Below are 26,478 nucleotides of genomic sequence, written 5' to 3'. Positions count from 1 at the left end.
GACACACCACGAGGAATATCTTGCCTGATCAGACGCCACCGGTCATTCCTGAGCCCCGAGATCTGACGTTGCGTCCTGAGCACACAGGTACACGCCCTGCCGTAACCGTGTTAGCCGGTCCGACTGCTGTAGGCAAGGGCACAGTAAGTCAATACATTCGCGAGCATTACCCACAGGTCTGTCTTTCAGTGTCAGCTACCACCAGGGAACCGCGTCCCGGTGAAATTGATGGTGTGCATTACTCATTTGTGTCCCATCAACAATTTGACGAACTCGTAAAACAAGGCAAGATGTTGGAATGGGCACAAGTCCATGGGCAGAATAAATACGGCACACCCCGCTCTATGGTTGAAAATGCCCTGGCAAAAGGACGACACGTCCTATTGGAAATTGATTTACAGGGTGCTCGTCAGGTGCGACAGACCTTGCCAGAAGCCACTTTCGTATTTCTGGCACCACCCAGCTGGGAAGAACTAGTGCGCCGCCTCACGGGACGCGGCACCGAATCACCCGAGGAACAGCAGCGCAGATTAGAAACCGCTAAACTAGAACTTGCTGCAGAACCAGAATTTGACGCCGTGATTGTCAACGATACAGTTGGACAAGCATCTGCCAGACTGGTAGAAGTCATGCAGTTGACTACACCCCAGCAGTAGCCGCGGCAAATAACAAATATATCCACAATCTCCGGTCGCTCCGGAGAAATTTATTGGAGAGTCAGTGACTGAACAAAAAATTGAAGGTATCGTCAACCCATCGCTCGATGAACTTATCGACAAGGTTGATTCCAAATACGCCCTGGTGCTTTTCGCTGCTCAGCGCGCCCGCCAGATCAACGCATATTACTCCCAACTGCACGAAGGACTCTTCGAATACGTTGGGCCACTGGTAGACACCGAGCTCAACGAAAAGCCACTGTCGATTGCACTGCGTGAAATCGATGAAGGTCTGCTAGAAATGAAGCCGGTTGAAGAAGTTCATGCGGCCGCTGCCGATGAACTGGCCGAAGAATTCCCAACCTTCGAATTGCCAGCCAATGAAGATGATCCATTCGCACTGCCACAGGAACCTGCAGCAGACTCCGAGGAATAACACCACACATCAAGAGGTTTGAAGAGGGCATCCATGCGGATTGTACTAGGCGTTACCGGCGGTATCGCCGCATATAAGGCTGCACTCCTACTGCGACTTATGACCGAAGACGGTCATGAGGTGCACGTGGTCCCCACAGATTCGGCCCTGAAATTCGTTGGCAAGCCTACTTGGGAAGCTCTCTCGGGCCGACCGGTATACAATGACACGTTTGAGGCCGTCGAAGACGTCAACCACGTGTTGCAGGGACGCCGTGCTGATGTAGTGGTGCTTGCGCCAGCAACTGCTAATTCGATCGCCAAAGCTGCCGCAGGTCTAGCTGAAGATCTGCTGGGCAATATCCTGCTGACTGCCACAGTTCCGGTCGTTATGGCTCCGGCCATGCACACCGAAATGTGGGAGAATCCTGCCACCAAGGCCAACGTTGCAACGCTGCGCACGCGCGGTGTGCACGTTATAGAACCGGCCGTTGGTCGTCTGACCGGTGTTGATACCGGCAAAGGACGTTTTCCTGAGCCAGAAGACATTTGGGCCCAAACGCAACAGATTGTTGCCGAAACTCAGACCGGGGATCAACTTGCTGGCAGATCAGTTGTGGTCAGTGCAGGCGGGACTCGGGAGGCACTTGACCCCGTGCGGTATTTGGGGAACCGCTCCTCCGGTAAACAAGGCGTAGCGCTGGCAAAGGCTGCTGCTGCACAAGGTGCACGCGTCACGCTGATTGCCGGGGCCATGGACGTCCAGGCACCGACACACCCTAATATCACCGTAGTGCGTATTGAGTCCACCCGGGATTTGCTGGACGCTGTACTGGAACATGCTCAACACCAGGACGCTCTGATTATGGCAGCGGCTGTTGCCGATTTCCGACCAGCCACTGCTACCAACGAGAAGATCAAGAAACACGATGATGCTACGGCTCCAACGATTGTTCTTGAACAAACCGAAGATGTCTTGCGTACCAGCATAGAACAACGCGCCGCAGGTCAACCGCTACCACGAGTTATCGTTGGATTTGCTGCTGAAACCGGCGATGAGACCACTAGCCCGCTGGAATACGGACGGGCCAAGCTGCAACGCAAAGGTTGCGAAATACTGGTAGTCAATGAAGTCGGAATTGGCAAAGTCTTTGGCCAAGACGACAACGACGTCACTATCCTGTTTGCCAACAGTCACGAAGAAGTTTCCGTTCGGGGCAGCAAAGATGTCGTGGCCAAAGCGATTATTGAACAGGTTGCTGCCGCGTTGGCGTAGAGTTTTACGATCCATGTATCGTAGCCTTGTTGAGGCAGCCGGAGGGGGTAAACTCTCATACTGTGACTGCTAAAGATATTTCTTCCATATATGAACCATATGAGGGCATCGGCGACGGCCAACTTCGATTATTTACCTCTGAATCCGTGACCGCCGGCCACCCCGATAAAATTTGTGACCAGATCTCTGATGCGGTGCTTGATGCCATCATCGCGCAAGACTCCAACGCTAAGGTGGCAGTCGAAACCCTGGTGACCACCGGTCTGGTCCAGGTTGCAGGGGAAGTCAACACCTCCGCATATGTTGAAATCCCAGATATCGTGCGTCAGACCATCTTGGACATTGGCTACGATTCCTCCGCCAACGGCTTTGACGGTGCCACCTGCGGTGTCAATATTTCTATCGGACAGCAGTCATCAGATATTCACCAAGGTGTCTCGACATCGCTGGAAACCCGCGACGGCTCCGTCGATGAAATCGACAAACAAGGCGCTGGCGACCAGGGCATCATGTTCGGCTATGCTTCAAATGAAACCCCGGCACTTATGCCTGCCCCGATCTACCTGGCTCACCGGTTGTCCGAGCGTCTTACCACGGTGCGCCAACAGCATAACTCACCGATGCCATACCTGTTGCCAGATGGTAAAACACAGGTCACCATTGGCTACGACGAACACCACGTACCACAGTCGGTCGAAACCGTGGTTCTATCCACTCAACACTTAGCCGATGTTACTCAAGAACAGCTCCACGCCGATGTGATCGAATACGTTATCAAACCTGTGCTGGTCAATTTTGGTTTGAACGCTGAGAATGCTGAATTTATCATTAACCCCTCCGGCCCATTTGTTATCGGTGGACCAGTTGGTGACGCCGGCCTGACCGGCCGAAAGATCATCGTTGACACCTACGGTGGTATGGCTCGCCACGGCGGCGGTGCCTTCTCAGGTAAAGACCCATCGAAGGTTGACCGATCGGCGGCGTATGCCACTCGCTGGGTTGCTAAGAACATCGTTGCAGCAGGCTTAGCCGCTCGCGCTGAAGTCCAGGTCGCCTACGCGATCGGCAAAGCTCGTCCAGTTGGTCTGTACGTGGATACTTTCGGCACCGAAAAAGTCAGCCACGAGCAAATCGTCAACGCCATCAACGGGGTCTTTGACCTGCGCCCAGCAGCCATCGTCCAAGATCTGCAATTGCTACGCCCCATCTACCAAGCCACCGCGGTCAACGGGCACTTCGGTCGAGAACTGCCAGACTTCACCTGGGAACGCACTGACAAAGTCGATCAGTTGCGTGCCGCGGTAGGCTGGTGATGTGCCACAAACAGATGCTTTATTCGACCTACCGGAACACCGGGCGAGCCTGCCACCGGCGCCTGATGGGTGGCCAAAACAACCGGTAGCTAAAATTCTGCTTGAAGCACCAGTACTGCATCTGGATAGGTACTTCGACTATTTGATTCCCAGAGAGCTTGATGCTGCAGCTCAACCGGGGGTTCGAGTGAAAGTCCGGTTTGGACATCAACAACTCTTCGGGTGGCTCATTCGACGTACCGATACCATCGAGACCGCGGCACGACTGACGACCATCAAAACCGTCGTCTCTGCACTTCCCGTGCTCGAACCCAAAGTGTTTGAGCTGGCCCAACAGATCGCGCAACACTATGGATCCATTACCGCCGATGTGTTGCGCGCCGTCGTGCCACGCCGCGTCGCCGGAGTAGAACGCGAAATCGCAGAACAAATAGCAGATCACAGCATCCCGGCACCGCCGGCCATCCCCGAAGTCAACGAAGCCCCCCTCACCGATAGCGGCGCCCCAAATTTCCGGTGGGCTCTACTCGACGGCGCAGAACAACTCTTCATCCAAAAACACCGGGGCCACTATGCTCTGACACTACCCAGCGCTCATGGTAGCTGGGATGCGATGGGGGTTCTTGCTGACGCCGCACATCGACTGGCCATCAGCGAACAAAACACGCTCATTGTCGTTCCAGACCATAAGCACCTCTCCAGACTGCAACGTCACCTTGAAGATCGGATCGGGTCACGTGCTTTTGCCATGCTCAGTGGCGAACAGGGCAATACCGCCCGCTACCGGTCGTTTTTGAAAATCCTCACCGGCCAACACCGAGTGGTGATCGGTACCCGATCGGCTATCTGGGCACCCCTTGAACACATTGACGCGATCATTGTATGGGAACCCACCAGCGAGCATCTTATTGAACCGCGCACGCCATATTTCCATGTCCACACCGTGGCACGGTTCCGAGCGACCCAACACGGGGCTCGGCTGGTGCTGGCATCCACCTCACGAGCACTGGAGATTCAGCACTTGGTTGCCAACGGACAACTCCAACAGATCGGTGCGGATCGACCAACACGGAAAACGCTTACGCCCAGGGTCGTGGCTACCGCTGACTCATTCCATGCCGAGCGTGACCCACTTGCCCAGATCGCCCGCATACCGCATCTGGCGCATCAAACAGCCCGTGAAGCCCTTGACGGCAAACACGGACGCCCCGGACCGGTCCTAGTGCAAGTCGCTCGCGCAGGCTTTATCCCCGGACTATTTTGTTCCAACTGCGGTGAATCAGCCCGGTGCCGACACTGCACAGGCCCACTTGGATTCACCGATCGGTTTTCGGTCGAGCGACACGAGGCGACCTGTCGTTGGTGCGGTATCAAAGAACGCCATTTTGCCTGCAGCAACTGCGGTGGTCGACAACTGCGTGCCGGAGCTCGCGGAGTCCGGCGCACCGCGGATGAACTGGGACGCGCTTTTCCCATGACACCTGTGATGTCGTCCTCGGCTGACCATATGCTCGTCACGGTGGGGGAGCAGCCGGCCATCGTTATCGCCACCCCGGGTGCCGAACCGGTTGCCACAGACGGTTATGCCGCTGCACTGTTACTTGACGGCGATGCACAACTCCAGCGAGAAGGACTCAACGTTCCAGAGCAGGTACTTGGCCATTGGATGCGGGCCGCAACCTTAGTGCGACCTTCCAGCCAAGGTGGCACCGTCGTCGTAACAGCAGAATATGACGACGCCGTGGCAGCGCTTGTTCAAATGAATCCCATTGCCTGGGCCACCCGAGAACTGGCACAACGTCAACAGCTGGGTCTACCTCCTGCCATGCGTGTGGCCGAGTTGATCGGACCATCCCATGAGGTGCAGAAAACGATTCGAAATACTCCGCTGCCATACCAATCGCAAGAGTCTCCGTGGATCGGTCCGGTACCGGTGGATGAGACTACGTATCGAGCGCTGTTATTCTTCCCGGATCATGTCGCAGAACAGGTCGTGGGAGCATTGAAAACGACTCGTGCCCAACTGTCAGCGCGCGGAGAGACAACCTCAGTGCGCTTGCGCATAGACCCCATCGATGTGCTGTAAGCCATTGGCGGAACGGGGCGCTCATAATCCACCGGCCGGGCGCGCAGGCTTCTCAACAGAGGACGGCGCCGTGGGATGCAACGCTGGCCAGGCACACTAGATCGTCAACCTGTCAAATGAATTCCCTATTGTTGATAAACCGCCCAATATTGTCGATCTGGCCCACGTCGATATGCTCCTGGTGATGTGAAGCGCAATCAAGGTTACAGGGGTTTTCAGGAGTCTTCGGTATTCTCTATAACATCTTAGAGAATCCGGCAGGTTACACAACATCGCCTGTCAGCTAGGCTAGGAGACAAGCTGCGGAGGTGACCCATGCGACGCCGTATCATGATTGCGGTCTGTTCATTATTGGGCTCACGGTGTGCTGTATCCGTGCGGCGCCCGACGGCGCAGGAAAGTCTCGATGAAGCATCCAAGCTGATCCCGCGCGACAAATACAGTTCCGAACAATGGTCAGAACGGTGAGCCGCTACTAAGCATCCGTCAGGCGAGATACCATCAACACTGCTACGGCACCCGACCGTTCGTAATGCATCAGGTGCCCGGTGTGCTGTAGCACGTACGTTTCGACGTCGTCGGTAGCCAACACCTCGGCCAGGGCTGATAGATCCTGTGGGGATGACAGCTCGTCGTCGGCGCCACCAATCATGGTCACAGGCACACACAAACGATCAGCGAAATCAGTCACCGTGTGCGTGATAGAGGCCTGGTAGGCCTCCAATAATGTTATCGGGGAGTCAAAACCGGAGAAGTATGCCTGGTGCTGATCATGGGTATAAGCCAATACGCGAGGATCATCGGTTTTAGTCATGAACGCGCCGGTGGCCCACACAATGAGTTTATTGCCCAGTAGACGACGCCCCACCCCTGACGGCAGGGCAGCACAGAGCCGATAAAACCCATCGGTCACCAGGGTTGCTGCACGATCCACCAGTGTTCCAGCATCCAGGGCTGGTTTGGCAATCGGATTCAAACACACCAGGTGTGGGTAGTCCACTACGTTGGCAGCCACCGCGGCGGCGGCTATGACTGACCCAAAAGAATGGCCCACCAGAATAGGCGAGACCATAAACTGTGCGATCTGGTTGACGATGTGCCCATAGTGTTCAACGCTGTGCGGGGCATCAGGCATCGGGCCTGACACCCCAAACCCCGGCAGATCCGGAACCCAGATCTCATACGGGGTCAACCCATCGACAATCAGCTCCAGCCCGTGGTGATCACCGCGGAACCCATGGACGGCCAACAGTTGCGGGGCACCAGGCGGCCCGGGGTATTTGAACACGGCCACCTCAAAGGGCACCCCTGAAACCGGGTCGGTGACCGTCACCCCGAAGCGCTGAGGATCCCGCTGGGCGTGTCCCGTTAATACGGCACGGTCACGAACTAAAAACCGCGGTCGCAACCGGGCGGCAATCCCATAACTCATAGCGACCAGTCTATAGAGTCTGCACATGGTATCGCTCCCGGAGTGACCTCGAGCCCAGCAATGTGGTTAAGTAACGCTTATGGTTGCAGCATCAACATCCACGATCATCATGGCACTTGACCTGGGCACCACCTCCACCCGGGTGGCCCTATATGATGCCCAGGGCAACACCGTGACCATTGTTGCCCGCGAACACCAACAGTATTTCCCACATCCCGGGTGGGTGGAACACGACGCCACCGAGATCTGGGCCAATATCCGCGAGCTGTCTGCGCTTGCATTAGCCCGTGCCAACCTGACCGCTGCCGATATCGCTGCAATAGGCATTACGAACCAGCGCGAAACCATTGTCGCCTGGGACGCGACCACTTCGATGCCCGTGCACCGGGCGATCGTGTGGCAGGATGCTCGCACCGACGCCATCATCGAACACCTGATCGCAAACGGCCACAACGCCGCGATGCAGCAAACCACCGGGCTGAACCTGTCAGCCTATTTCTCAGCGCCCAAAATCGCCTGGTTATTAGCAAATAACGACGACGCTGCCCGATTAGCCCAAGCCGGAAACCTGCGCTTTGGCACGATCGATTCCTGGATCCTGTGGAACCTGACCGGCGGGAGGGTGCATGCCACTGACATTACCAACGCCTCACGCACCTCGCTGATGAATATCCACACCGCCACCTGGGACTACCAGCTTGGTCACGTATTTGGCATCGACCCACAGATACTGGAATCTGCCCTGCCCCAGATCTACCCCTCGGTCCACGATTATGGCACCGTGACCGCAGGGCTCGCCGTTGCAGGGGTGCCCATCACCGGGGTCCTGGGCGACCAACAAGCCGCAAGCTTTGGCCAAACGATCTTCTCAGCCGGTGAAGCCAAGAATACGTACGGCACCGGGTGTTTTCTGTTGTATAACACCGGCCACGAACCGGTGTTATCGTCGTCGGGATTACTGACCACGGTTGCCTATCAACTACCGGGCCAAGACCCCGTCTACGCGCTGGAAGGTTCAGTGGCTCAGGCCGGTTCGGTGGTCCAGTGGCTGCGTGACCAGCTGGGCATTATCCAGCACTCGGCAGATATTGAAACCCTGGCTAATAGCGTCGAAGACAACGGGGGAGTGTACTTCGTGCCGGCGTTCTCGGGCCTATTTGCCCCGTGGTGGCGCCCAGATGCCTCCGGAACAATCATTGGGCTGACCAGCTATGCCACCGCCGGTCACATCGCCCGTGCCACACTAGAAGCCACCGCATATCAAACCCTCGACGTGGTGGCGGCCGTTGAAGCCGACACTGGAGAAACACTGCGCCGTCTGAATGTTGACGGCGGGATGAGTATCAACGATCAGCTGATGCAATTCCAAGCCGACATCCTCGACGTTGACATCCACCGCAACGCCGATGTGGAAACCACCGCCCGCGGTGCCGCTTATGCGGCCGGTTTGGGTGTCGGCATATGGTCCTCAACCAAGCAGCTTCGCGCCCTGTGGCAGTCCGGTGGCCACTGGAGCCCACATATTGATCCGGAGCAACGCGCCCGATTGATCTCCGGCTGGCACGCTGCAATTGACCATGCGATTGGGTGGCCAGTTGACCAACCGGGTTAGAATACTAGTCTTAGATTAGATTTGACCTTTTGACCGAGTGTAGACAGGACATCGTGACGAACACATCGAAGCAAGCCGCAACCGAGCGTGAAGAATATTCGTTTGCAGCCATCGAGAAGCGCTGGGCCGGCTTTTGGGAAAAGAATAAGATTTTCAAAGCCGCCGACGACGGCACACGCCCCCGCCGCTACGTGCTGGATATGTTCCCCTACCCGTCTGGTGACCTACACATGGGCCACGCTGAGGCATTTGCCATGGGCGACGTCGTCTCCCGCTACTGGATGCTGCGCGGCTACGATGTACTGCACCCCATTGGCTGGGATTCCTTTGGTCTGCCCGCCGAAAACGCCGCAATTGCCCGCGATGCCCACCCAGCCGAATGGACCTATAACAACATTGCCACGCAACGCTCCTCGTTTGAGCGCTATGCGATCTCGGTCGACTGGGACACCATCCTGCACACCTCTGATCCCGAATATTACAAGTGGACTCAGTGGCTGTTTCTGAAGTTTTATGAACGCGGCCTTACCTACCGCAAGAAATCTCAGGTTAACTGGTGCCCCAAAGACCAAACCGTACTGGCAAACGAACAGGTTGTTGACGGCGCGTGTGAACGCTGTGGCACCGAAGTGACCAAGAAGGCCCTGGAACAGTGGTATTTCAAGATCACTGACTATGCTGAACGTCTGCTCCAAGACATGGACGCACTGGAAGGTCAGTGGCCCGAACGGGTACTGAATATGCAGCGCAATTGGATCGGCAAATCCACCGGAGCGACCGTAACCTTTGCGATCGAAGACGGCCCCGAAATTGAGGTGTACACGACCCGTCCGGACACGCTGTACGGTGCAACCTTTATGGTGATCGCCGCGGATGCTGATCTGGCCGAAGAACTGGTCACCGAAGACCATGCCGACGCACTGGCTAGCTATCGCGAAGAACTTAAACACGTTTCCGATATCGACCGCCAGTCGGCTGATCGACCCAAGACTGGCGTCTTTTTGGGTCGCTACGGCATCAACCCGCTCTCCGGTGAACGCGTCCCCGTCTGGGCATCCGATTATGTACTGGCCGACTACGGTACCGGTGCGATCATGGCGGTTCCTGCCCACGACCAGCGCGACATGGACTTTGCCCGTGCCATGAACCTACCGGTACGCACGGTGGTTGATACCGGTGAAGACAATCCCGAAGATACCGGGGTTGCCACCACCGAGTCCGGCACCAACATCAACTCTGGCCAACTGGACGGCCTGTCCGGTCAAGCCGCGATCGACAAAGCTATTGAACTGCTGGCCGCTAAAGGCACCGGCGAAGCCTCCGTCAATTACCGCCTGCGTGACTGGCTGCTGTCTCGCCAGCGTTTCTGGGGAACCCCCATCCCAATCATCCACTGTGATGGCTGCGGCTTGGTTCCCGTGCCTGCCGATCAACTGCCAGTCCAGCTGCCCACTGATCTTCACGGCCAACAGCTGGCCCCCAAGGGCAAATCGCCACTAGAAGCTGCCGAAGACTGGGTCAACGTTGAATGCCCGACTTGTGGCGGTGCCGCCACCCGTGACACCGACACCATGGACACCTTCGTGGATTCATCCTGGTACTACATGCGCTTTACCGACTCCAAAAACAGCCAACAAGTCTGGGACCGCGATCGCCTAGATCGTTGGGCGCCTGTGGACCAATACGTTGGCGGTGTCGAACACGCGATCCTGCACCTGCTATACTCACGCTTCTTCACCAAAGCCCTCTACGACATGGGACTGGTCAATTTCACAGAACCATTTGCACGACTGCTCAACCAGGGTCAAGTGCTCAACGGCGGCAAAGCGATGTCTAAATCACTCGGCAACGGGGTGGATTTAGGCGTACAACTCGATGAATTCGGGGTCGACGCCATCCGACTGACCATGGTATTCGCCTCACCGCCAGAAGACGACATTGACTGGGCCGACGTCGCCCCCGGCGCCTCCCTGAAATTCCTGGCCCGTGCTTGGCGGCTGGCACAAGACGTCCAGTACGCTGACTCAGCACCCGGCACTGACCCATCCACCGGGGCGCTAGCATTGCGCCAGACCACCCATAAGATCGTCTACGAAGTGCAGAGTCTCTTGGACGATCAGAAGTTCAACGTGGTCATTGCCCGCACCATGGAATTAGTCAACGCCACCCGTAAGGAAATCGACAACGGCGCCGGAGCCGCCGATCCGGCAGTACGTGAGGCAGCCGAAGTGGTTGCCCAATTATTGTCACTGGTGGCTCCATACACCGCCGAAGACATGTGGGCGATGCTAGGCCATGAACCATCTGTCGCCCGGTCGACTTGGCTCAACGTTGATGAATCCCTGCTGGTCGAAGACAAAATCACCGTGATCGCCCAAGTCCAAGGCAAACTGCGCGACCGCTTCGAAGCCCCCGCCGATATTTCCGAACAGGAACTGGAAACCATGGCTCGCGAATCACAAAACGTGCAGCGCGCCATCGGCGATAAACAGATTCGCAAAGTCATTGTGGTCAAAGGCAAGCTCGTGAACTTCGTGGTGGGTTAACCCCACTATGACCGAAATTGCCCCGTGGATCGCCCGACTGACCGTTCGCTCGCGTGAAGTACGCAGCGAAGCGGTCGGTTGGGCACGCTACATCAAACCGCAGCGACGCGACCGGGTAGCCATTGTCACCGACACCTCAGCAGCCTTACCCGATGCAGTCTACAAACTACCTAATGGTTCAGATCTCTTTATCATCCCTATTCCGGTGATGATCGGTGATCAGATTTATAATGAGGAGGACGACACTCTTCATCACGATCTGTCCATCGCCTTGGCATCCGGCACCGCACTGCGTACTTCGCGCCCGTCGCCGGGACAATTTTCAGCCCTGTATAAATACATCGCCGAACAAGGCTACGGCCATATTCTGTCGATCCACCTGTCGTCAAAATTGTCTGGCACTACGGACGCTGCACGAGTGGCTGCCCAGACGTCGTCGATACCTGTGACGGTCCTGGATTCGCATAGTGCTGGGCTGTCGTTAGGAAATGCCGTACTTGACGTGCTGATCCGCACTCGATTAGGCCTTTCACCGCAATATCTTGCCAGCGTCGCCACGCGACAGACCCAGGTCGGGCAGACGATCTTTACCGTCCCAAACCTGGAAACGCTGCGCAAGGGTGGTCGTATTTCAGCCTTGGCCGGTATCCTGGGACAGCTGCTACAGGTACGTCCTGTCATGCAACTCAACGACGGTGCTATCGAACTGCTTGACCGGCCGCGTAGTGAGGCCAAAGCACTGTCGATCATCACCGATATTGCCACTTCGGTACCACCGCCAGTTCGACTCAGCGTCCAGTCCTACGGCGATTACGACATGGCCCACCAAATCGCAGGCGAACTCCAAGAGCACTCTTCGATGCCAGTGCCTGTCGTGCGTTTACCCGCCGTCCTGGCAGCCCACTTAGGCTTGGGCGCACTGGGAATCTCCATAAGCCCAGACCTCGATTATGCCAGTTACGGCACGGCCTAGGTTAAGTTATCCCCAGCTAGCATCATCAGGCCCCTACTATCCACATTGCTTGGGTTAGCCGCCAGCAGTAGACATCAGAGATTGCACGCTAGATGGTATGGCAAAACATCTAGCCGAACCCCTCGGGCAATCGCAACAAGCACCGATCTGGCGCACCAAGATCGCGCTATCGGCTGTGCTCATGGTAATCATTATTATCCTGACGATCCTGGGATTTCGGTGGCTCACGACTGACCATGAGGCCACACCAGACTCCGCTCTGACCGTCAATAACACCGAACCGGAACCATTTGACCCACCCGTGGATGATGCATCAGTTCCCGAGGAGACACAACGCGACCTACTTATCGTGCATGTTGCAGGCGAGGTGCAACAGCCTGGCATAGTTGAACTTGAGCCCACGGCCAGAGTCATTGATGCCATTGACAACGCTGGTGGACCAACCGACGAAGCACACATGGATGCATTAAATCTCGCCGCGATCGTCAACGACGGCGAATATATTTTGGTCCCCGATCGTCAAACCACAGCAGAAGCACCACCAAATTCACTGCCCTCTGGCGGGACGGGCCTTGCCGGCAGCAATCCCACAGTCAACCTCAACACCGCCGATTCTACTGAGTTAGAAACCTTACCGGGTGTTGGTCCCGCCACTGCCGAAAAGATCATCGCCCATCGAGAACAGCACGGAGCTTTCGCACAATTATCCGACCTCGAAGCCGTTTCAGGGATTGGCCCTGCCACCTTAGAACGACTCGACGGGCTTGTGACGTGGTAATGCAACAAGACCACATTAAGCCAGACGATATTGCTGCCCCCATTGATATACGGCTAATCCCTGCTGCAGTCCTTACGGTTCTAGTATGTTTGATAGGGCCTGAATTATCTATTGCATGGGTACAACGAGTTCCGTGGATTCTTGGTTTCCTCGGTGTGCTGACGTTGTCGGTCGTTGCGTGTTTCCGAAAGTCACGTGGCAAACGTATCGTCCAGGGTGTACTTCTCTTGTCGATTGCGTGCTGGACTGCGACTCCTGCAGCAGTGATGGTGCAGTATCAACAAACAACGGCCCAAACCTCTGGCTGGTTGGACTTTGTTGACACCCAGGGCACCGCACGGATGTCCGTGCGCTTAGCGACTGACCCAGTGAAACGCGATGGACCTTTTGGCACCAGTTGGTTTGTCACGGCTGATGTTGAGGCCTATGGCAAAGATCTTATCCTCACACCCCACCCCGCTAAGATCGTAATTTCCGGGGACCAAAGTTGGAATGATCTGGCAGCCGAAGATCAAGCGTGTTTCATCGGTCGCGTTACTGACAATGAAACATCAGTATTTGTTCAAGCCACTGCAGCAACACACCCTGGTAGCTGCGCTAACGGGGCGAGTGAACCAACAATAACTGGTCGCGATTCACTTCGAGAAACGCTGCGAACCCAGGCCAATCAGACCATCAGCTTTGCTCCAGAACTGTTACCCGGGCTCATTCTCGGAGACCGGTCTCAACAGTCAGAAGAAATTGACCACGCGATGAAAGTATCGGGTCTGAGTCATCTATCGGCGGTTTCAGGTGCTCACACGTCACTGATTGCATCGGCAGCAACCATATTATTTCGCAGCCTTCGTTTGCCACGTTCTGTTGTGATCGCAGCATTCCTGGCCACCTTGGTATTGTTTGTTCAAATTGTAGGAATGCAGCCGTCCATAATTCGCGCTGCAACCATGGGCGCTATCGGCGCGTGGGCTCTATTTTATGGTCGCGGCTCTCAAGTACTGCCGATCTTGGCATTATCAACCATCGTTATACTTACCATGTCGCCGGAACTGATACACGAGGTCGGCTTTCAATTATCTGTTGCGGCCACAGCAGGAATTGTGCTGGGCGCTCAGCCACTTGAAGCCTGGTGCCGCCCGATGCTGGAGAAAGTCCTTCCGAATTTCTGGGCAACGATGCTCAGTTCGTCTTTTGCAATCTCTGCTACCGCACAATTGGCCTGTCAACCACTGCTGCTGACGTTCATCGATTATGTCAGTCCATATTCTTTGCTCGCCAACCTCTTGGCCACGCCACTGTTACCTATGATCACCATTCCCGGCACGGTGGCAGCCGGATTAGGCATCGTGGCACCTGGCATAGCGCAACTCCTGCTGCACGCTGTGTCACTGCCTACGGCAGCCATCGGCTGGATCGCCACCAGTGTTACCAACTTGCCTGGAGCAATGCTTCCCTGGCCTGAAGGCTTGGCAGGAACCGTATTGATTGTATTGCATTGGACCGCCAGCTGTATTGTCCTGCTAAAACTTCTACGCCGCCAACGACATTCAAAACCAGCAGTCAAAATTGATTCGCCCCAAGCAGGATGGTTTGGCGTCCTCACCGCTGCAGTACAGCGGCTCACCATGGCCAACATTATTCAGTTGAGTTTGGTGGTCGTGGCACTTGTTGCCCACCTCGTGGCGTTCTGGCCTATACGACCAACGACAGTGGATGCTGATTGGGATATTGTCGGCTGTGATGTCGGCCAGGGTGATATGTTCCTGATCCGCACTGGATCCGACTCGGCCATGGTGATTGATAGCGGACCGGATCCAGATCGTGCCCGACAGTGCCTGGAAGCAGCAGCAGTAGAGCATCTTGATCTCGTCGTCGTGACACACCTTCATGCAGATCATGTGGGAGGCATACAAGGCGTATTAAATGTTGCCACACCACAAGACATAATATTTTCTACCGGTTCTGATGATACCTATTCGCCAACATCAACGGACCTGCCCGACACAGCTCGACAGGCCGACCAGCCGGTGGTTGGCGTGATTGATCACGCACAACATGATCCAGACCATGCGGTACAAGTACGCTGGTCGATTCTGAGCGCGGACAGGACTGCTCAAAATGAAAACAACGCCTCGATTATGCTGTTTCTGGAAATCTACCGACACGGAGGAACTGTGACCGCACTGTTTACTGGAGACGCTGAAGAAGACCTTGCAGCAAAGCTCTTGGGCGAACAACGCATCCCGGCAGATGTCGATATTCTCAAATTGTCACACCATGGAGCAAAAAATGGAGGAACTGAGCTGATTGAACATACTAGCCCCCGGATGGCCCTGATTGGGGTGGGAGAGAATAACACCTACGGTCATCCGCACCCGGAAATATTAGAGGCGTTGGGTCCACGAATCCAACTTCACAGAACGGATCTCGACGGCACTTTTGCGGTGACCTTTCAGCACAGTCACGCATTGGTTGCTGCAGAACGATAGACTCAAGCCCATGGCCGCAACTCGACGTACAAAAACTTCCGATACATCCTGGCGTAATGTGCTGGCGAGCCCACTGATCCTCGTGCAGGGCAGTGAAGAATACATTCACTCGGCCGTCACCGAATCCGTGAAATCGCAGCTGAAAAAAGATGAACCCGACACGGAAATCCACCATCTGTCAGCAGCCGAATATCAAGCTGGAGAGCTACAAGTCCTCGCAAGTCCCTCACTATTTGGGGAGAAGAAGTTGTTGGTCTTTGCAGATATGCAAAAGATGACCGACGCTTTTGTCACTGATGGGTTAGCCTACCTGCAAGATCCCAACCCTGACGTAACGTTTTTAGGCTTGCACGCCGGCGGGACACGCGGTAAACGTCTGTTGGATGCGCTAAAGAAAACCGGTCAATTTATCGAGGCTAAACCGATCAAGTCCGATCGGGACAGAATGGAATTTTTGCAGGCAGAATTCCGAAGCGCCCGCCGGAAAATCGACTTAGACGCAGTTCGCTCCTTAGCTGATTCCATTGGCCAAGACCTTGGAGAACTCGCTGCTGCGGCCAGCCAGTTGATTGCCGACACCGAAGGCACTATCAGCGTGGAGATTGTCGAAAAATATTACGGTGGTCGTGTCCAAGCTACCGCGTTCAAAGTCGCCGATGCAGCCTTGGACGGGCAACTTGGATCGGCTATTGCCTTACTACGTCATGCATTAGCAACCGGTGTGCAGCCAGTGGCGATCACCGCATCATTTGCCTTGAAAGCTCGCCAGGTGGCACGGATTATCGACGCAAAAATGGCCGCTGGACAAGTCGCCTCAGCGCTGGGTATGGCCCCGTGGCAAGCCCAACGTGTGGCTTCTACAGCGCGGCATTGGACCCCGGTAAATATTGCCGGAGCTATCGAACTTATCGCTAGGGCAGATGCTGAAGCCAAGGGCCAAGCACGTGACGCAGACTTCGCGGTTGAACGTATGGTCACCAAGATCGCGGGTCTTGCCAAACACCGTTGAACGGTGGGTTAAAGCATCGAGGCCGTGACAACCATAGTGATCGTCACGGCCTCAAAGCGTGTGTTCGTTCTATTTGAACTTAGGCATCCATAGCGTTAACACGAGCTGCAGCACCGGATTTCCGGTTTGCAGCGTTATTGCGATGGATAGCCCCCTTGCTCACAGCCTTGTCCAGCTTACGGCTGGCAACTGCCAAAGCCTGTTCAGCAGCGGCTTTATCGCCTGACTGAACAGCTTTGTTGACTTTGCGAAGCACAGTCTTCAGTTCAGACTTGATCGCGGTGTTGCGTTCACGACGTTTTTCGTTCGTGATCGCGCGCTTTTTTGAAGATTTCAGATTAGCCAATTACTGGTCCTATCCATTCGAAAAATGTGGGTCGTTGAGGGGTATTCCTGCCGAAGCGACTGAGCGGTGTGGGGGCACCTTGGAAAGCCCCGGCAAGAGTGCCCGTCGACCTGCGCGGACACACAGCGGATAATTCTACCAAACTCTGGCATAGACAGCGAATTGCGCAGACGAATAGCACGACCCGCTCGGGTGTTCGCTACCAGGCAGCTGACCATGCTCGATATGTTGTCGCTCTAAGTCATGAAACGTGAAACAATAGTGCAACAAGAAAATTTAGTTGTGCTGCAACCGGTTTGACCAGCAGCCAATATACACAAGAAGGATGGTGCACGTGTCGCCAGTGGCGTCCAACCCGCCTCAGCCCGGTTCTACCGATCCATCGGTTATTCGGAACTTTTGTATCGTCGCACATATTGACCATGGCAAATCCACTCTTGCAGACCGCATGCTGCAAAATACCAATGTGGTTGCGCCACGCGATATGCAAAGCCAGTTCCTTGACAACATGGACATCGAACGCGAACGTGGGATCACCATCAAATCTCAAGCCGTGCGCATGCCATGGAAAGTCGATGGCCACGACTATATTCTCAATATGATTGACACCCCTGGGCACGTGGACTTCGCCTACGAAGTATCACGATCATTGGCCGCCTGCGAAGGGGCAATTTTGCTTGTGGATGCCGCACAGGGAATTGAGGCACAGACCCTGGCAAACCTCTATATGGCCATGGAACACGATCTTGAGATCATCCCTGTTCTCAATAAAATCGACCTGCCGGCAGCTGATCCAGAGCGCTACGCACTTGAGATCGCCAATCTGATTGGTGTTGACCCAGATGACGTTCTGCGAGTCTCTGGTAAGACCGGTGAAGGCGTCGAAGCTTTACTTGACCGCGTAGTTAATGCGGTCCCTGCGCCGTCTGGGAACGTTGACGCACCAGCGCGCGCAATGATCTTTGACTCGATCTATGACACCTACCGCGGAGTCATTACTTATGTCCGGATGGTTGACGGCAAGCTTAGTCCTCGTGAGGGCATCCGGATGATGGCCACCGGAGCTGAATACGAGCTCCAAGAAACCGGCGTCTACTCGCCAGTCGCCATTCCTGGTAAAGGCCTAGGCGTAGGAGAAGTCGGTTACTTGATCACCGGTGTCAAAGATGTCTCTGAATCAAAAGTCGGTGACACTGTCACCTTAAAGAACAAACCCGCTGAAGAACCTATCGGCGGATACAGTGAACCGCTACCTATGGTGTTTTCCGGTTTGTATCCGATCGACGGATCCGATTACCCCGCACTCCGAGAAGCTTTAGAAAAACTGCAGCTCAACGACGCCGCACTGAGCTACGAACCGGAAACCTCTGTTGCACTTGGCTTCGGTTTCCGTGTCGGTTTTCTGGGCTTATTGCACTTGGAAATTGTTCGTGAACGACTTGAACGGGAATATAATCTCGACCTGATCTCGACGGCACCAAACGTTATCTACAACGTCACCACCGAAGATGGCACGGTGGTGCGCGTGACGAATCCTTCGGAGTTTCCTGAAGGAAAGATTCTAGAAGTCGAAGAGCCCATGGCGATGGCAACTATTATCGTTCCTTCGGAATTTATCGGTGCCGTTATGGAACTGTCGCAGAGCAAACGCGGTCAGCTTGACGGCATGGATTACCTATCCGAAGAACGCGTTGAGATCCGTTACTGGATTCCGCTGGCAGAAATCGTCTTCGACTACTTTGACCTATTAAAGTCGCGCACCAAAGGCTATGCTTCCCTGAACTGGCAGCAACAAGGTTCACAAGTGTCAGACCTGGTTAAAGTCGACATCTTATTGCAAGGTGACACCGTGGATGCCTTCTCAGCGATTACCCACCGTGATCATGCATACTCCTATGGCGTCAAGATGACCTCGAAGCTTAAAGAACTCATTCCGCGTCAACAGTTCGAAGTGCCCATCCAGGCTGCTATTGGGTCGCGCATCATCGCTCGGGAGAATATCCGAGCGATCCGCAAGGATGTACTGTCGAAATGTTATGGCGGTGACATCTCGCGTAAACGCAAGCTGCTCGAGAAACAAAAAGAAGGCAAGAAGCGCATGAAGATGGTCGGTACTGTTGAAGTGCCTCAAGAGGCGTTCATCGCAGCCCTCTCAACAGATACGGATAGCAAGTAGACCTTGAGCCAAACCGAGATTCCCCCAACGACCGGTGTGCTCCCAGAGTTCGTTGTACCGGCGGCTAATGACGCAGATCGGACTTTTTCGCTGTACGTGCATGTTCCGTTCTGTGTCAGCCGATGCGGTTACTGCGATTTCAATACCTATATTTCACCTGATCTGGGCCCCGGCGCCTCGCACGAAAGCTACGCTGACACCGCGATAAAGGAACTGGAATTCGCAGCCGACACCCTCGAACAATCTGGGATAGACGCCAAGCCGCTGCATTCGGTCTTTTACGGTGGTGGAACCCCCACATTGCTGGCGGCCCAAGATCTCAATCGAATTCTTCAGCGTGCTAGAGAACTCTTTGGCATCAAACCAGGGGCTGAGATCACTACAGAAGCGAATCCTGATTCGTTGTCCGAGCAAGCTGTGCAGACACTCGCTGAGGGTGGCTTCAACAGGATTTCAATGGGGATGCAGTCTTCGGTATCCCATGTACTTCAAGTCTTGGAACGTACCCACAACCCAGATAATGTCTACGCGGCCGCAAAATGGATACGCGATGCCAACCTGGACTTGTCGCTGGATCTAATTTTTGGCACACCAGGGGAGTCTATTACCGATTGGCACCAGTCGCTTGACGCCGTCCTGGCCGTACGCCCGGACCACGTGTCTGCCTATGGGCTCATTGTCGAAGAAGGCACCAAACTTGCAGCCCAAATTCGACGCGGTGTTTACCCGAACACTGATCCAGATGATCAAGCAGACAAATATCTTGTCACAGAAGAGCGTCTAACCACAGCCGGATACCGTTGGTATGAAATATCTAACTGGGCTTATGATCCGCAGGAACAAGGCATTCATCAGTCCCAACACAACCTTGCCTACTGGCGAGATCAAAACTGGTGGGGGATAGGTCCCGGCGCGCATTCACATATAGCCGGTGTGCGTTGGTGGAATGCTAAGCACCCAGCGGCTTATGCCTCGCGTGTTCTGGATAATATTTCGCCAGCAATCGGTCGCGAAATTCCCGACGCTGAAGCACGACTGCTAGAGCAAATCATGCTAGGTGTGAGGCTTTCCGAAGGTCTCGAATTATCGGTGCTGACATCACAGTCCGAATCTGAAGCACAGGCGGCACTAGCCGAAACCCGACGGCTAGCAGATCAGGGTTTGATCGAGTCAGCAGCACTCGAAGACGGCAGAATTGTGCCGACCCTTAAGGGGCGCTTGCTCGATGACGCGATTACCCGACGGCTTGCTGGGTTCTAGGATCTGAGTTGACTAGCGGATGATCCGCAGGTTGAAAGGGTAGCGGTACGGTCGACCCTTATTGACCTCGATGCCTGCGATGACGCCCGAAATGGTCATGAACAGCCACAGCAACACCGCGACCACCCCAAAAATAGCGCCCATGACGGGGAGGAACGCCAGGATATTCGTGGCCAGAGCAACGATCGTCAAGGGGAGTGTGAAGTTAAGGGCTTCTTTGGATTCTTGTTCGCAAAACGGGCCACGAGAACGGAACACAACAAATATCACCAACGATGGCACAAAGCCCAAGAACGCCCCGAAATGAGCAACAGTTGCCCATTGCCGGTCTTCAGATGGTGTAAGTGGACCACGCGAGGTGGTATTACGGCCATAACCTGAGGTGCCAGGGGTTTGTGACACGGCGGGTATCCTTTACGTTGGGGTTTAGCTGATATTTATGCGATAGAGGTGACGAGTTAACAACAGTCTAATGCTGTTTCACCCTGCGCACGGGCAGAACAACACTGTGCACGCAGAATTCTGCTAATCGTGGACGGTAACGAAATCGATCATGTGTTCCACACGGCCCAGCAGGTCGGCTTCGAGGTCTTTAAAGTTACTGACTCGAGACAAAATCTTTTTCCAGCCCAGCCCGATATCAGCAGGTGTTTGGTGGGGTAAACCTAACCGAGCAAGCATACCGGTTTTCCAGTCTTCATTGCGGGGGATTTTTGGCCATGTATGAATACCAATGACTTCTGGTTTGACCGCTTGCCAGATATCAACATACGGGTGGCCCACGATTAACACATTGTCTTTGGCGCCCGAGGCTTTCATGGCCTCTTGGGCAATCCGCTGTTCTTTTGATCCATCCACCAAATGGTCTAATAACACTGCTAGCCGTCGTTTTGGGCCGGGCTGGAACTGTTTTACTGCTCCCGCTAGATCATCAATACCGTGCAATGGTTCTACGACGATGCCTTCGACGCGAAGGTCATCGCCCCAGATTTTCTCTACCAGTTCAGCATCATGAATCCCTTCCACCCAAATTCTGGAAGCTTTGGCTACTGCTGCGCGTCGTGGTGCTACGGCACGGGAACCAGATGCGGTGCGAGTGGGACGTGATGGTTGTTGTTGGGTCGGCACTACAAGATTGACCGCGGTGCCATCGATCAGAAAACCTAGTCCTAACGGGAAGGATCGCGTCACACCCTTGCGGCCTTCTAGAACGACTAAATGTACGCCACCGGATTTCTCTACCCTCACCACCGCCCCGGTGAAACCCGATGCGGCATCTTCAACAACCAGACCGCGTGCCGCGGCGACTTGTTTCGGTGCTGAGCGCTGGTCTCTGCGGGTCATCTGCGTTGGTCCCCACTGGTTCCAGTTCATGATTGTGTATCGCTTTCTTTGGTGTTGGCTCTCCGAGGCTATCAAAGCTTGATCAGTCAACAGCGAAGAACCTCCGTTGTGTGCTGCCACCATCGAAAAAATCCAGCTAACATTAGCACTATGCTATCGACAGTGCTAAGTTTTTGGGGAGGGTAAATGATTGATCAACCACGTCGAATGAAAGTTCTACAAGCCATTGTGGAAGACTACGTGGCCTCCCGGGAGCCTGTCGGTTCAAAAGCTTTAGTGGAGCGACATAACCTCGGGGTCTCTTCAGCGACGGTTCGAAATGATATGGCTGAGCTCGAGGATGAAGGGCTCATCGCAGCTCCACACACGTCCTCAGGTCGTATCCCAACCGATAAAGGCTATCGATACTTTGTCGATCGGATCTCCGAGGTTCGACCACTTTCGATTGCCGAGAAGCGTGCAGTCCAAAGGTTGCTCGACAACTCCGATGGCATCGATGACATGATGGCCGCCACGGTGCAGGTTCTATCGCAACTGACCCGCCAGGTCGCCGTCATTCAGTACCCTCACATGGATTCTTCAGTCATTCGACGCGTTGAGTTCGTGTTGTTATCTGAAGACCGCATGTTAGCTGTGCTGATTCTTTCCACAGGACGGGTCGATCAGAGGGTTGTCTACCTCAATGAAGTCGTGGATCAGCCGACCTTGGATGTGTTGGCTCAGGTCTTTATGAAATATCTGGATAACGTGAGCCCGTATAACCTTTCGCAGGCGTTGACTGATGTACAAGCTGCAGTTCCACAAGAACACCAGCAACTGGTTTGCGCCCTTGGCAACGCTGTGGAGTTGTTGGCCGAAGCAGGACACCGGGATCGCATCTTGATGGCGGGAACTGCCAACCTTGCCCGTTCTCCGCAGGACTTTAGCCATTCGATTGGTCCCATTCTTGAAGCTCTGGAAGAACAGGTTGTGCTGTTGAAGCTGTTGACCGAAATGGAAAACGACGTGCACGGCTTATCGGTACGGATTGGTGACGAAAACTTCGGTTCGTTGGGTGACACCTCGGTTGTAGCGGCAGGCTACGGACCTGGTGATGCGGCAAAAATTGGCGTCGTCGGACCCACCCGCATGGACTATCCCTCGACGATGTCGGCTGTGCGAGCGATCGCTCGGTACCTGTCGAGGATTTTGTCTAGTTAGCTCATGACCGGATAATAGACTCTGACCAGAACACGGTTTCAAGCTCCCGATGCTTGAACTGAAAGGAATACGACCAACAAGTGGCACAAGATTATTACCAGATCCTGGGTGTTGACCGTAACGCCACAGAACAAGAAATCAAAAAGGCCTACCGCAAAAAGGCCCGCGAACTGCACCCGGATCATAACCCGTCCGAAGAAGCCGCAGAGCAATTCAAGGCTGTCACGCACGCCTTTGAAGTGTTATCAAACGCTGAAAAACGGCAGAATTATGACGCCACCGGTCACGAAGATGGTCGACGTGCAGGTGGTTTCGGCGGCGGCGGTTTTGGCGGCTTCTCCGACATCTTCGAAACCTTTTTTGGCGGGGGAGCAGGTGCTGGCCCCGCATCCCGCGCACGTCGTGGTCAAGATGCTCTGATTGCGACACATATTGATCTTGAAGAAGCAGTCTTCGGTACCGAAAAAACCATTGAGGTTGAAACGGCAGTCCGCTGTGAGCGGTGTGACGGTTCTGCGATGGAACCTGGTACGCATCCAGAAACGTGTACCACATGTCGTGGCGCCGGACAGATCTCGCGTCCAGTGGATTCAATCCTGGGACGGATGATGACCACAGAAACCTGCCCCACCTGTCGAGGTTACGGCGATGTCATCACCGACCCATGTGGGCAGTGTTCTGGCCAGGGCCGCGTACGCGAGCGGATATCCTTCACCGTCAAAATTCCAGCCGGTGTTCGTGACGGCACGCGAATCCAACTGGCCGGACGAGGTGAAGCTGGGGTTGCAGGTGGACCTAACGGCGATCTCTACCTTGAAATTCGAGTCCGTGAGCACGAAGTATTTACCCGCCAGGGCGACAACCTGCATGCGACAATGACCGTCCCGATGACTGCTGCTGCCCTAGGTACGGAAATCAAGATTGACACTTTCGACGGCGAACAAGCCTTCACCGTAGAACCTGGAACCCAAACCGGACACGTAGTTACGTTGCGGAATCTGGGTGCCTCGCGACTTCAGGGCAGCGGCCGAGGTGATATGAAGATCACTCTCAACGTCTCGACGCCGACAAAATTGAATGATGAACAGCGTGAGTTACTCACCCGGCTGGCCGAGCTTCGTGCCGAAGATATTGCCCATGGACAGATGGAGTCTCGAGGCTTCTTTTCCCGTCTGAAATCCGGGATCGACAATATGTTCTCACATGATGAATCGTGACACATCCACTGTTTTATAGTCCCCAAGCCACCGGGAGCCGTATCGATGATCTCATCAGTCTTGATAGGGCGGCATCTGGTCATGCGATTCGTTCACAACGACTGCAAGCCAAAGACCCGGTGCTAGTATCCGACGGCGCTGGGACTCTGGCCGAAGGGGTCATCCAAACTGCTGATCCTCAAAGCACGCAGATTCGGGTAACTCAGGTCAGTATTCAGTCGCAGCCACGGGTGCGCATCAATTTGGTGCAAGCCTTAGCCAAAGCTGACCGGGACCTTCTGGCTGCCCAGATGGCCACCGAATTGGGCGTTGACGCCGTGACACCGTGGCAAGCCCAGCGATCAATAGTACGTATTCGTGCAGAGCGAGCTGAAAAAATCCTCGGGAAATGGCGCTCGAAACTTCAGGCAGCTGCTCAGCAGTCGCGTCGCGCCATCATCCCCGACCTCAAAGACCCTATGATCACCACAGAGGTCGCTAGACTGCATGATCCTGAAAACGGTCACCATATTGTCGTACTACACGAAGATGGCACTACGGAGATCGACCACGCAGTTGCTCTGACATCAGGTGTCCAGACGCTTCACATCGTGGTAGGCCCCGAAGGCGGGGTGGCACCACAGGAACTGGCTGCTATTGAACAAGCTGGTGGTACCGCAGTAAAAATTGGCCACAACGTCCTTCGTTCATCGACGGCCGGACCGGTAGCCATTACCCTGCTAAACCAACTCTTGAAACGTTGGTGAACTAAAGCAGCTTGTAAAACCTTACGGATCTTATACAAAGATAGACCAGGCCCTAGCTGACCACATAGACTGGATACCACAGCACAAACGAGTAATGGAGTCGACCTGACAGAACACACTCAGCCCGATCAGACAAGGCGCACGACCATCACATTCACCACTCCTGCCGACATGGTGCAAACATTTGGTCCACAAGACATGTTGCTTCGGGTCCTCGACGGCGTGTATCCAGATCTGAAACTACTGGTACGAGACCAGCAGCTCGACATCACAGGCCCCGCCGAAGATGTGGCCCAAGCTATCAAGATTGTTCATGATCTTCAATCTGTCGCCGGTGCAGGCACGACAGTAGACCCCGAAATCATTGAGACAACCATTGCAGGAATTCGCGCCTATCACGATAACACAGCCATGAACATGCCTGCCGAGCTGATTGTCTCAGCACAGGGTAAGAAGATCCGTCCGAAGACTGAAAACCAAAAAGCATATGTCAACGCTATCAACACCAACACCGTGGTGTTTGGCATCGGCCCGGCGGGTACTGGAAAGACGTATTTAGCCATGGCCAAAGCCGTTCAAGCGTTGCATACTCGGCAAGTCAATCGAATTATTCTCACCCGGCCCGCAGTAGAAGCCGGCGAATCCTTGGGTTTTTTGCCCGGTACACTCAGTGAGAAAATCGACCCGTATCTTCGGCCGCTGTACGATGCGTTGCATGAAATGGTCGAACCAGACTCCATCCCGCACCTGATTGAAGTCGGCACCATCGAAGTAGCACCATTGGCCTATATGCGTGGACGTACCTTGAATGACGCGTTCATAATCCTAGATGAAGCCCAGAACACTTCAGCAGAACAAATGAAAATGTTCCTCACCAGGCTGGGTTTCAACTCGCATATGGTCATTACCGGGGATGCTTCCCAGATCGATCTGCCCCGCGGAACTGACTCGGGACTGGCTCAAGCTGTAGATTTCCTACAGGGCATTGATGACATCTCCATCATTGAACTGAAATCTTCAGATGTGGTTCGCCACGATCTGGTTTCAAAGATTGTCGATGCCTACGATCGCTATCAACCCGAACCTTCACGTCCACAACGGTCCGGTCGGAATCGAAATCGGTAAAGGAACATGGCAATAGAAGTACTGAATGAAACTGCTTTCGACATCGATATTCAACGGGTCATGATGTTAGGCAAACACCTGTATAACAACCTCCACATCCATCCGGCATCTGAACTGGCAGTGGTATTTGTTGATAACGACGCCATGGCTCAATTGCACCAAGACTGGATGGGTCTAGATGGCCCCACTGACGTCATGAGTTTTCCAATGGATGAGCTGCGCCCTGGCACTCAACAGCAACCGGCCCAAGGGTTGCTCGGCGATATAGTCATCAGCCCGGAAGTAGCTACAGAACATGCCGCACGCGGTGGCCACAATGTGGCTGACGAGGTGGCCTTGCTCGTAACCCACGGGTTACTTCACCTGCTAGGCTACGATCACCACGATCCCGAAGAAAAAGACGAAATGTTCGGCTTGCAAAACCGACTTCTCCAAGAATTTCTTGGTTACGCGCCGCCAGAGCTTCAGGATGAGGAAGCATAA

At 54.6% G+C, this 26,478-nt stretch carries 22 protein-coding genes; 18 read left to right on the top strand and 4 right to left on the bottom strand.

Annotation, left to right across the window (positions count from 1 at the left end; translation table 11 throughout):
* Nucleotides 1-44 precede the first annotated feature (44 nt).
* From gmk to K8V32_RS04805, 5 genes are all read left to right on the top strand, one after another.
* The gene (gene gmk, locus K8V32_RS04825; RefSeq protein WP_303903782.1) at nt 45-656 is read left to right on the top strand and encodes a guanylate kinase; all 612 of its coding nucleotides are present in this window, start codon (nt 45-47) and stop codon (nt 654-656) included.
* A 64-nt stretch (nt 657-720) separates the two neighbouring features.
* On the top strand, nt 721-1,092 hold the full coding sequence (gene rpoZ, locus K8V32_RS04820; protein ID WP_303903693.1) for a DNA-directed RNA polymerase subunit omega: 372 nt from the start codon (nt 721-723) through the stop codon (nt 1,090-1,092).
* A 33-nt stretch (nt 1,093-1,125) separates the two neighbouring features.
* The gene (gene coaBC, locus K8V32_RS04815; protein ID WP_303903690.1) at nt 1,126-2,346 is read left to right on the top strand and encodes a bifunctional phosphopantothenoylcysteine decarboxylase/phosphopantothenate--cysteine ligase CoaBC; all 1,221 of its coding nucleotides are present in this window, start codon (nt 1,126-1,128) and stop codon (nt 2,344-2,346) included.
* 62 nt (nt 2,347-2,408) lie between these two features.
* The gene (metK, locus tag K8V32_RS04810) at nt 2,409-3,659 is read left to right on the top strand and encodes a methionine adenosyltransferase (protein ID WP_524536685.1); all 1,251 of its coding nucleotides are present in this window, start codon (nt 2,409-2,411) and stop codon (nt 3,657-3,659) included.
* Between the two features lies 1 nt (nt 3,660).
* Nucleotides 3,661-5,745: a primosomal protein N' family DNA-binding protein gene (locus K8V32_RS04805; protein ID WP_303903687.1), complete on the top strand. Its 2,085-nt coding sequence runs from the start codon at nt 3,661-3,663 to the stop codon at nt 5,743-5,745.
* A 475-nt stretch (nt 5,746-6,220) separates the two neighbouring features.
* Here K8V32_RS04805 and K8V32_RS04800 read toward each other — a convergent pair whose 3' ends face one another.
* Nucleotides 6,221-7,177 carry an alpha/beta fold hydrolase gene (locus tag K8V32_RS04800; RefSeq protein ID WP_303903683.1) on the bottom strand — a complete coding sequence of 319 codons (957 nt, stop codon included), beginning with the start codon at nt 7,175-7,177 and terminating at the stop codon, nt 6,221-6,223.
* Nucleotides 7,178-7,256: 79 nt separating this feature from the next.
* On the opposite strand from K8V32_RS04800, the gene glpK reads away from it, so the two are divergent.
* From glpK to holA, 6 genes are all read left to right on the top strand, one after another.
* Entirely contained in the window at nt 7,257-8,789 is a 1,533-nt protein-coding gene (gene glpK, locus K8V32_RS04795; RefSeq protein ID WP_303903681.1) for a glycerol kinase GlpK, read from the top strand.
* Nucleotides 8,790-8,842: 53 nt separating this feature from the next.
* On the top strand, nt 8,843-11,335 hold the full coding sequence (gene leuS, locus K8V32_RS04790) for a leucine--tRNA ligase (protein ID WP_303903678.1): 2,493 nt from the start codon (nt 8,843-8,845) through the stop codon (nt 11,333-11,335).
* A gap of 7 nt (nt 11,336-11,342) precedes the next feature.
* A complete protein-coding gene (locus K8V32_RS04785) occupies nt 11,343-12,308 on the top strand; it encodes a DegV family protein (protein WP_303903675.1) in 966 nt (321 codons plus the stop codon).
* A 97-nt stretch (nt 12,309-12,405) separates the two neighbouring features.
* Nucleotides 12,406-13,086: a helix-hairpin-helix domain-containing protein gene (locus K8V32_RS04780; RefSeq protein WP_303903672.1), complete on the top strand. Its 681-nt coding sequence runs from the start codon at nt 12,406-12,408 to the stop codon at nt 13,084-13,086.
* A 227-nt stretch (nt 13,087-13,313) separates the two neighbouring features.
* On the top strand, nt 13,314-15,572 hold the full coding sequence (locus tag K8V32_RS04775; protein ID WP_303903668.1) for a ComEC/Rec2 family competence protein: 2,259 nt from the start codon (nt 13,314-13,316) through the stop codon (nt 15,570-15,572).
* Between the two features lie 10 nt (nt 15,573-15,582).
* Nucleotides 15,583-16,581: a DNA polymerase III subunit delta gene (gene holA, locus K8V32_RS04770; RefSeq protein ID WP_303903665.1), complete on the top strand. Its 999-nt coding sequence runs from the start codon at nt 15,583-15,585 to the stop codon at nt 16,579-16,581.
* A gap of 79 nt (nt 16,582-16,660) precedes the next feature.
* Here the strand turns inward: holA and rpsT are convergent, their stop codons facing one another.
* The gene (gene rpsT / locus K8V32_RS04765) at nt 16,661-16,927 is read right to left on the bottom strand and encodes a 30S ribosomal protein S20 (protein ID WP_303903662.1); all 267 of its coding nucleotides are present in this window, start codon (nt 16,925-16,927) and stop codon (nt 16,661-16,663) included.
* A gap of 334 nt (nt 16,928-17,261) precedes the next feature.
* Between rpsT and lepA the strand changes: the two genes are divergently transcribed.
* Together lepA and hemW are read left to right on the top strand one after the other, a co-directional pair.
* Complete coding sequence (gene lepA, locus K8V32_RS04760) at nt 17,262-19,103, top strand: translation elongation factor 4 (RefSeq protein ID WP_303903659.1); 1,842 nt, start codon at nt 17,262-17,264, stop codon at nt 19,101-19,103.
* Nucleotides 19,104-19,106: 3 nt separating this feature from the next.
* On the top strand, nt 19,107-20,363 hold the full coding sequence (gene hemW / locus K8V32_RS04755) for a radical SAM family heme chaperone HemW (protein ID WP_303903656.1): 1,257 nt from the start codon (nt 19,107-19,109) through the stop codon (nt 20,361-20,363).
* A 12-nt stretch (nt 20,364-20,375) separates the two neighbouring features.
* On the opposite strand, the gene K8V32_RS04750 is transcribed toward hemW, so the two are convergent.
* Together K8V32_RS04750 and K8V32_RS04745 are read right to left on the bottom strand one after the other, a co-directional pair.
* Entirely contained in the window at nt 20,376-20,765 is a 390-nt protein-coding gene (locus K8V32_RS04750) for a DUF4870 domain-containing protein (protein WP_303903653.1), read from the bottom strand.
* Between the two features lie 123 nt (nt 20,766-20,888).
* On the bottom strand, nt 20,889-21,737 hold the full coding sequence (locus K8V32_RS04745) for a DUF3097 family protein (protein ID WP_303903650.1): 849 nt from the start codon (nt 21,735-21,737) through the stop codon (nt 20,889-20,891).
* A 159-nt stretch (nt 21,738-21,896) separates the two neighbouring features.
* Between K8V32_RS04745 and hrcA the strand changes: the two genes are divergently transcribed.
* The 5 genes from hrcA (at nt 21,897) to ybeY (ending at nt 26,478) form a co-directional block, all read left to right on the top strand.
* The gene (gene hrcA / locus K8V32_RS04740) at nt 21,897-22,907 is read left to right on the top strand and encodes a heat-inducible transcriptional repressor HrcA (protein ID WP_303903776.1); all 1,011 of its coding nucleotides are present in this window, start codon (nt 21,897-21,899) and stop codon (nt 22,905-22,907) included.
* Nucleotides 22,908-22,987: 80 nt separating this feature from the next.
* Entirely contained in the window at nt 22,988-24,124 is a 1,137-nt protein-coding gene (gene dnaJ / locus K8V32_RS04735; protein WP_303903647.1) for a molecular chaperone DnaJ, read from the top strand.
* Entirely contained in the window at nt 24,121-24,870 is a 750-nt protein-coding gene (locus K8V32_RS04730) for a 16S rRNA (uracil(1498)-N(3))-methyltransferase (RefSeq protein WP_303903644.1), read from the top strand. Before dnaJ ends, K8V32_RS04730 begins: the two co-directional genes overlap by 4 nt.
* A 171-nt stretch (nt 24,871-25,041) precedes the next feature.
* A complete protein-coding gene (locus K8V32_RS04725) occupies nt 25,042-25,995 on the top strand; it encodes a PhoH family protein (protein ID WP_369681040.1) in 954 nt (317 codons plus the stop codon).
* Between the two features lie 6 nt (nt 25,996-26,001).
* Entirely contained in the window at nt 26,002-26,478 is a 477-nt protein-coding gene (gene ybeY, locus K8V32_RS04720) for an rRNA maturation RNase YbeY (protein WP_303903641.1), read from the top strand.

It is taken from the genome of Enteractinococcus helveticum (assembly GCF_020742345.1).
GTDB classification, from domain to species: domain Bacteria; phylum Actinomycetota; class Actinomycetes; order Actinomycetales; family Micrococcaceae; genus Yaniella; species Yaniella helvetica_A.
The sequence above is the reverse complement of the archived record's forward strand: the minus strand, read 5'-3'. Positions and strand labels throughout refer to the sequence as shown.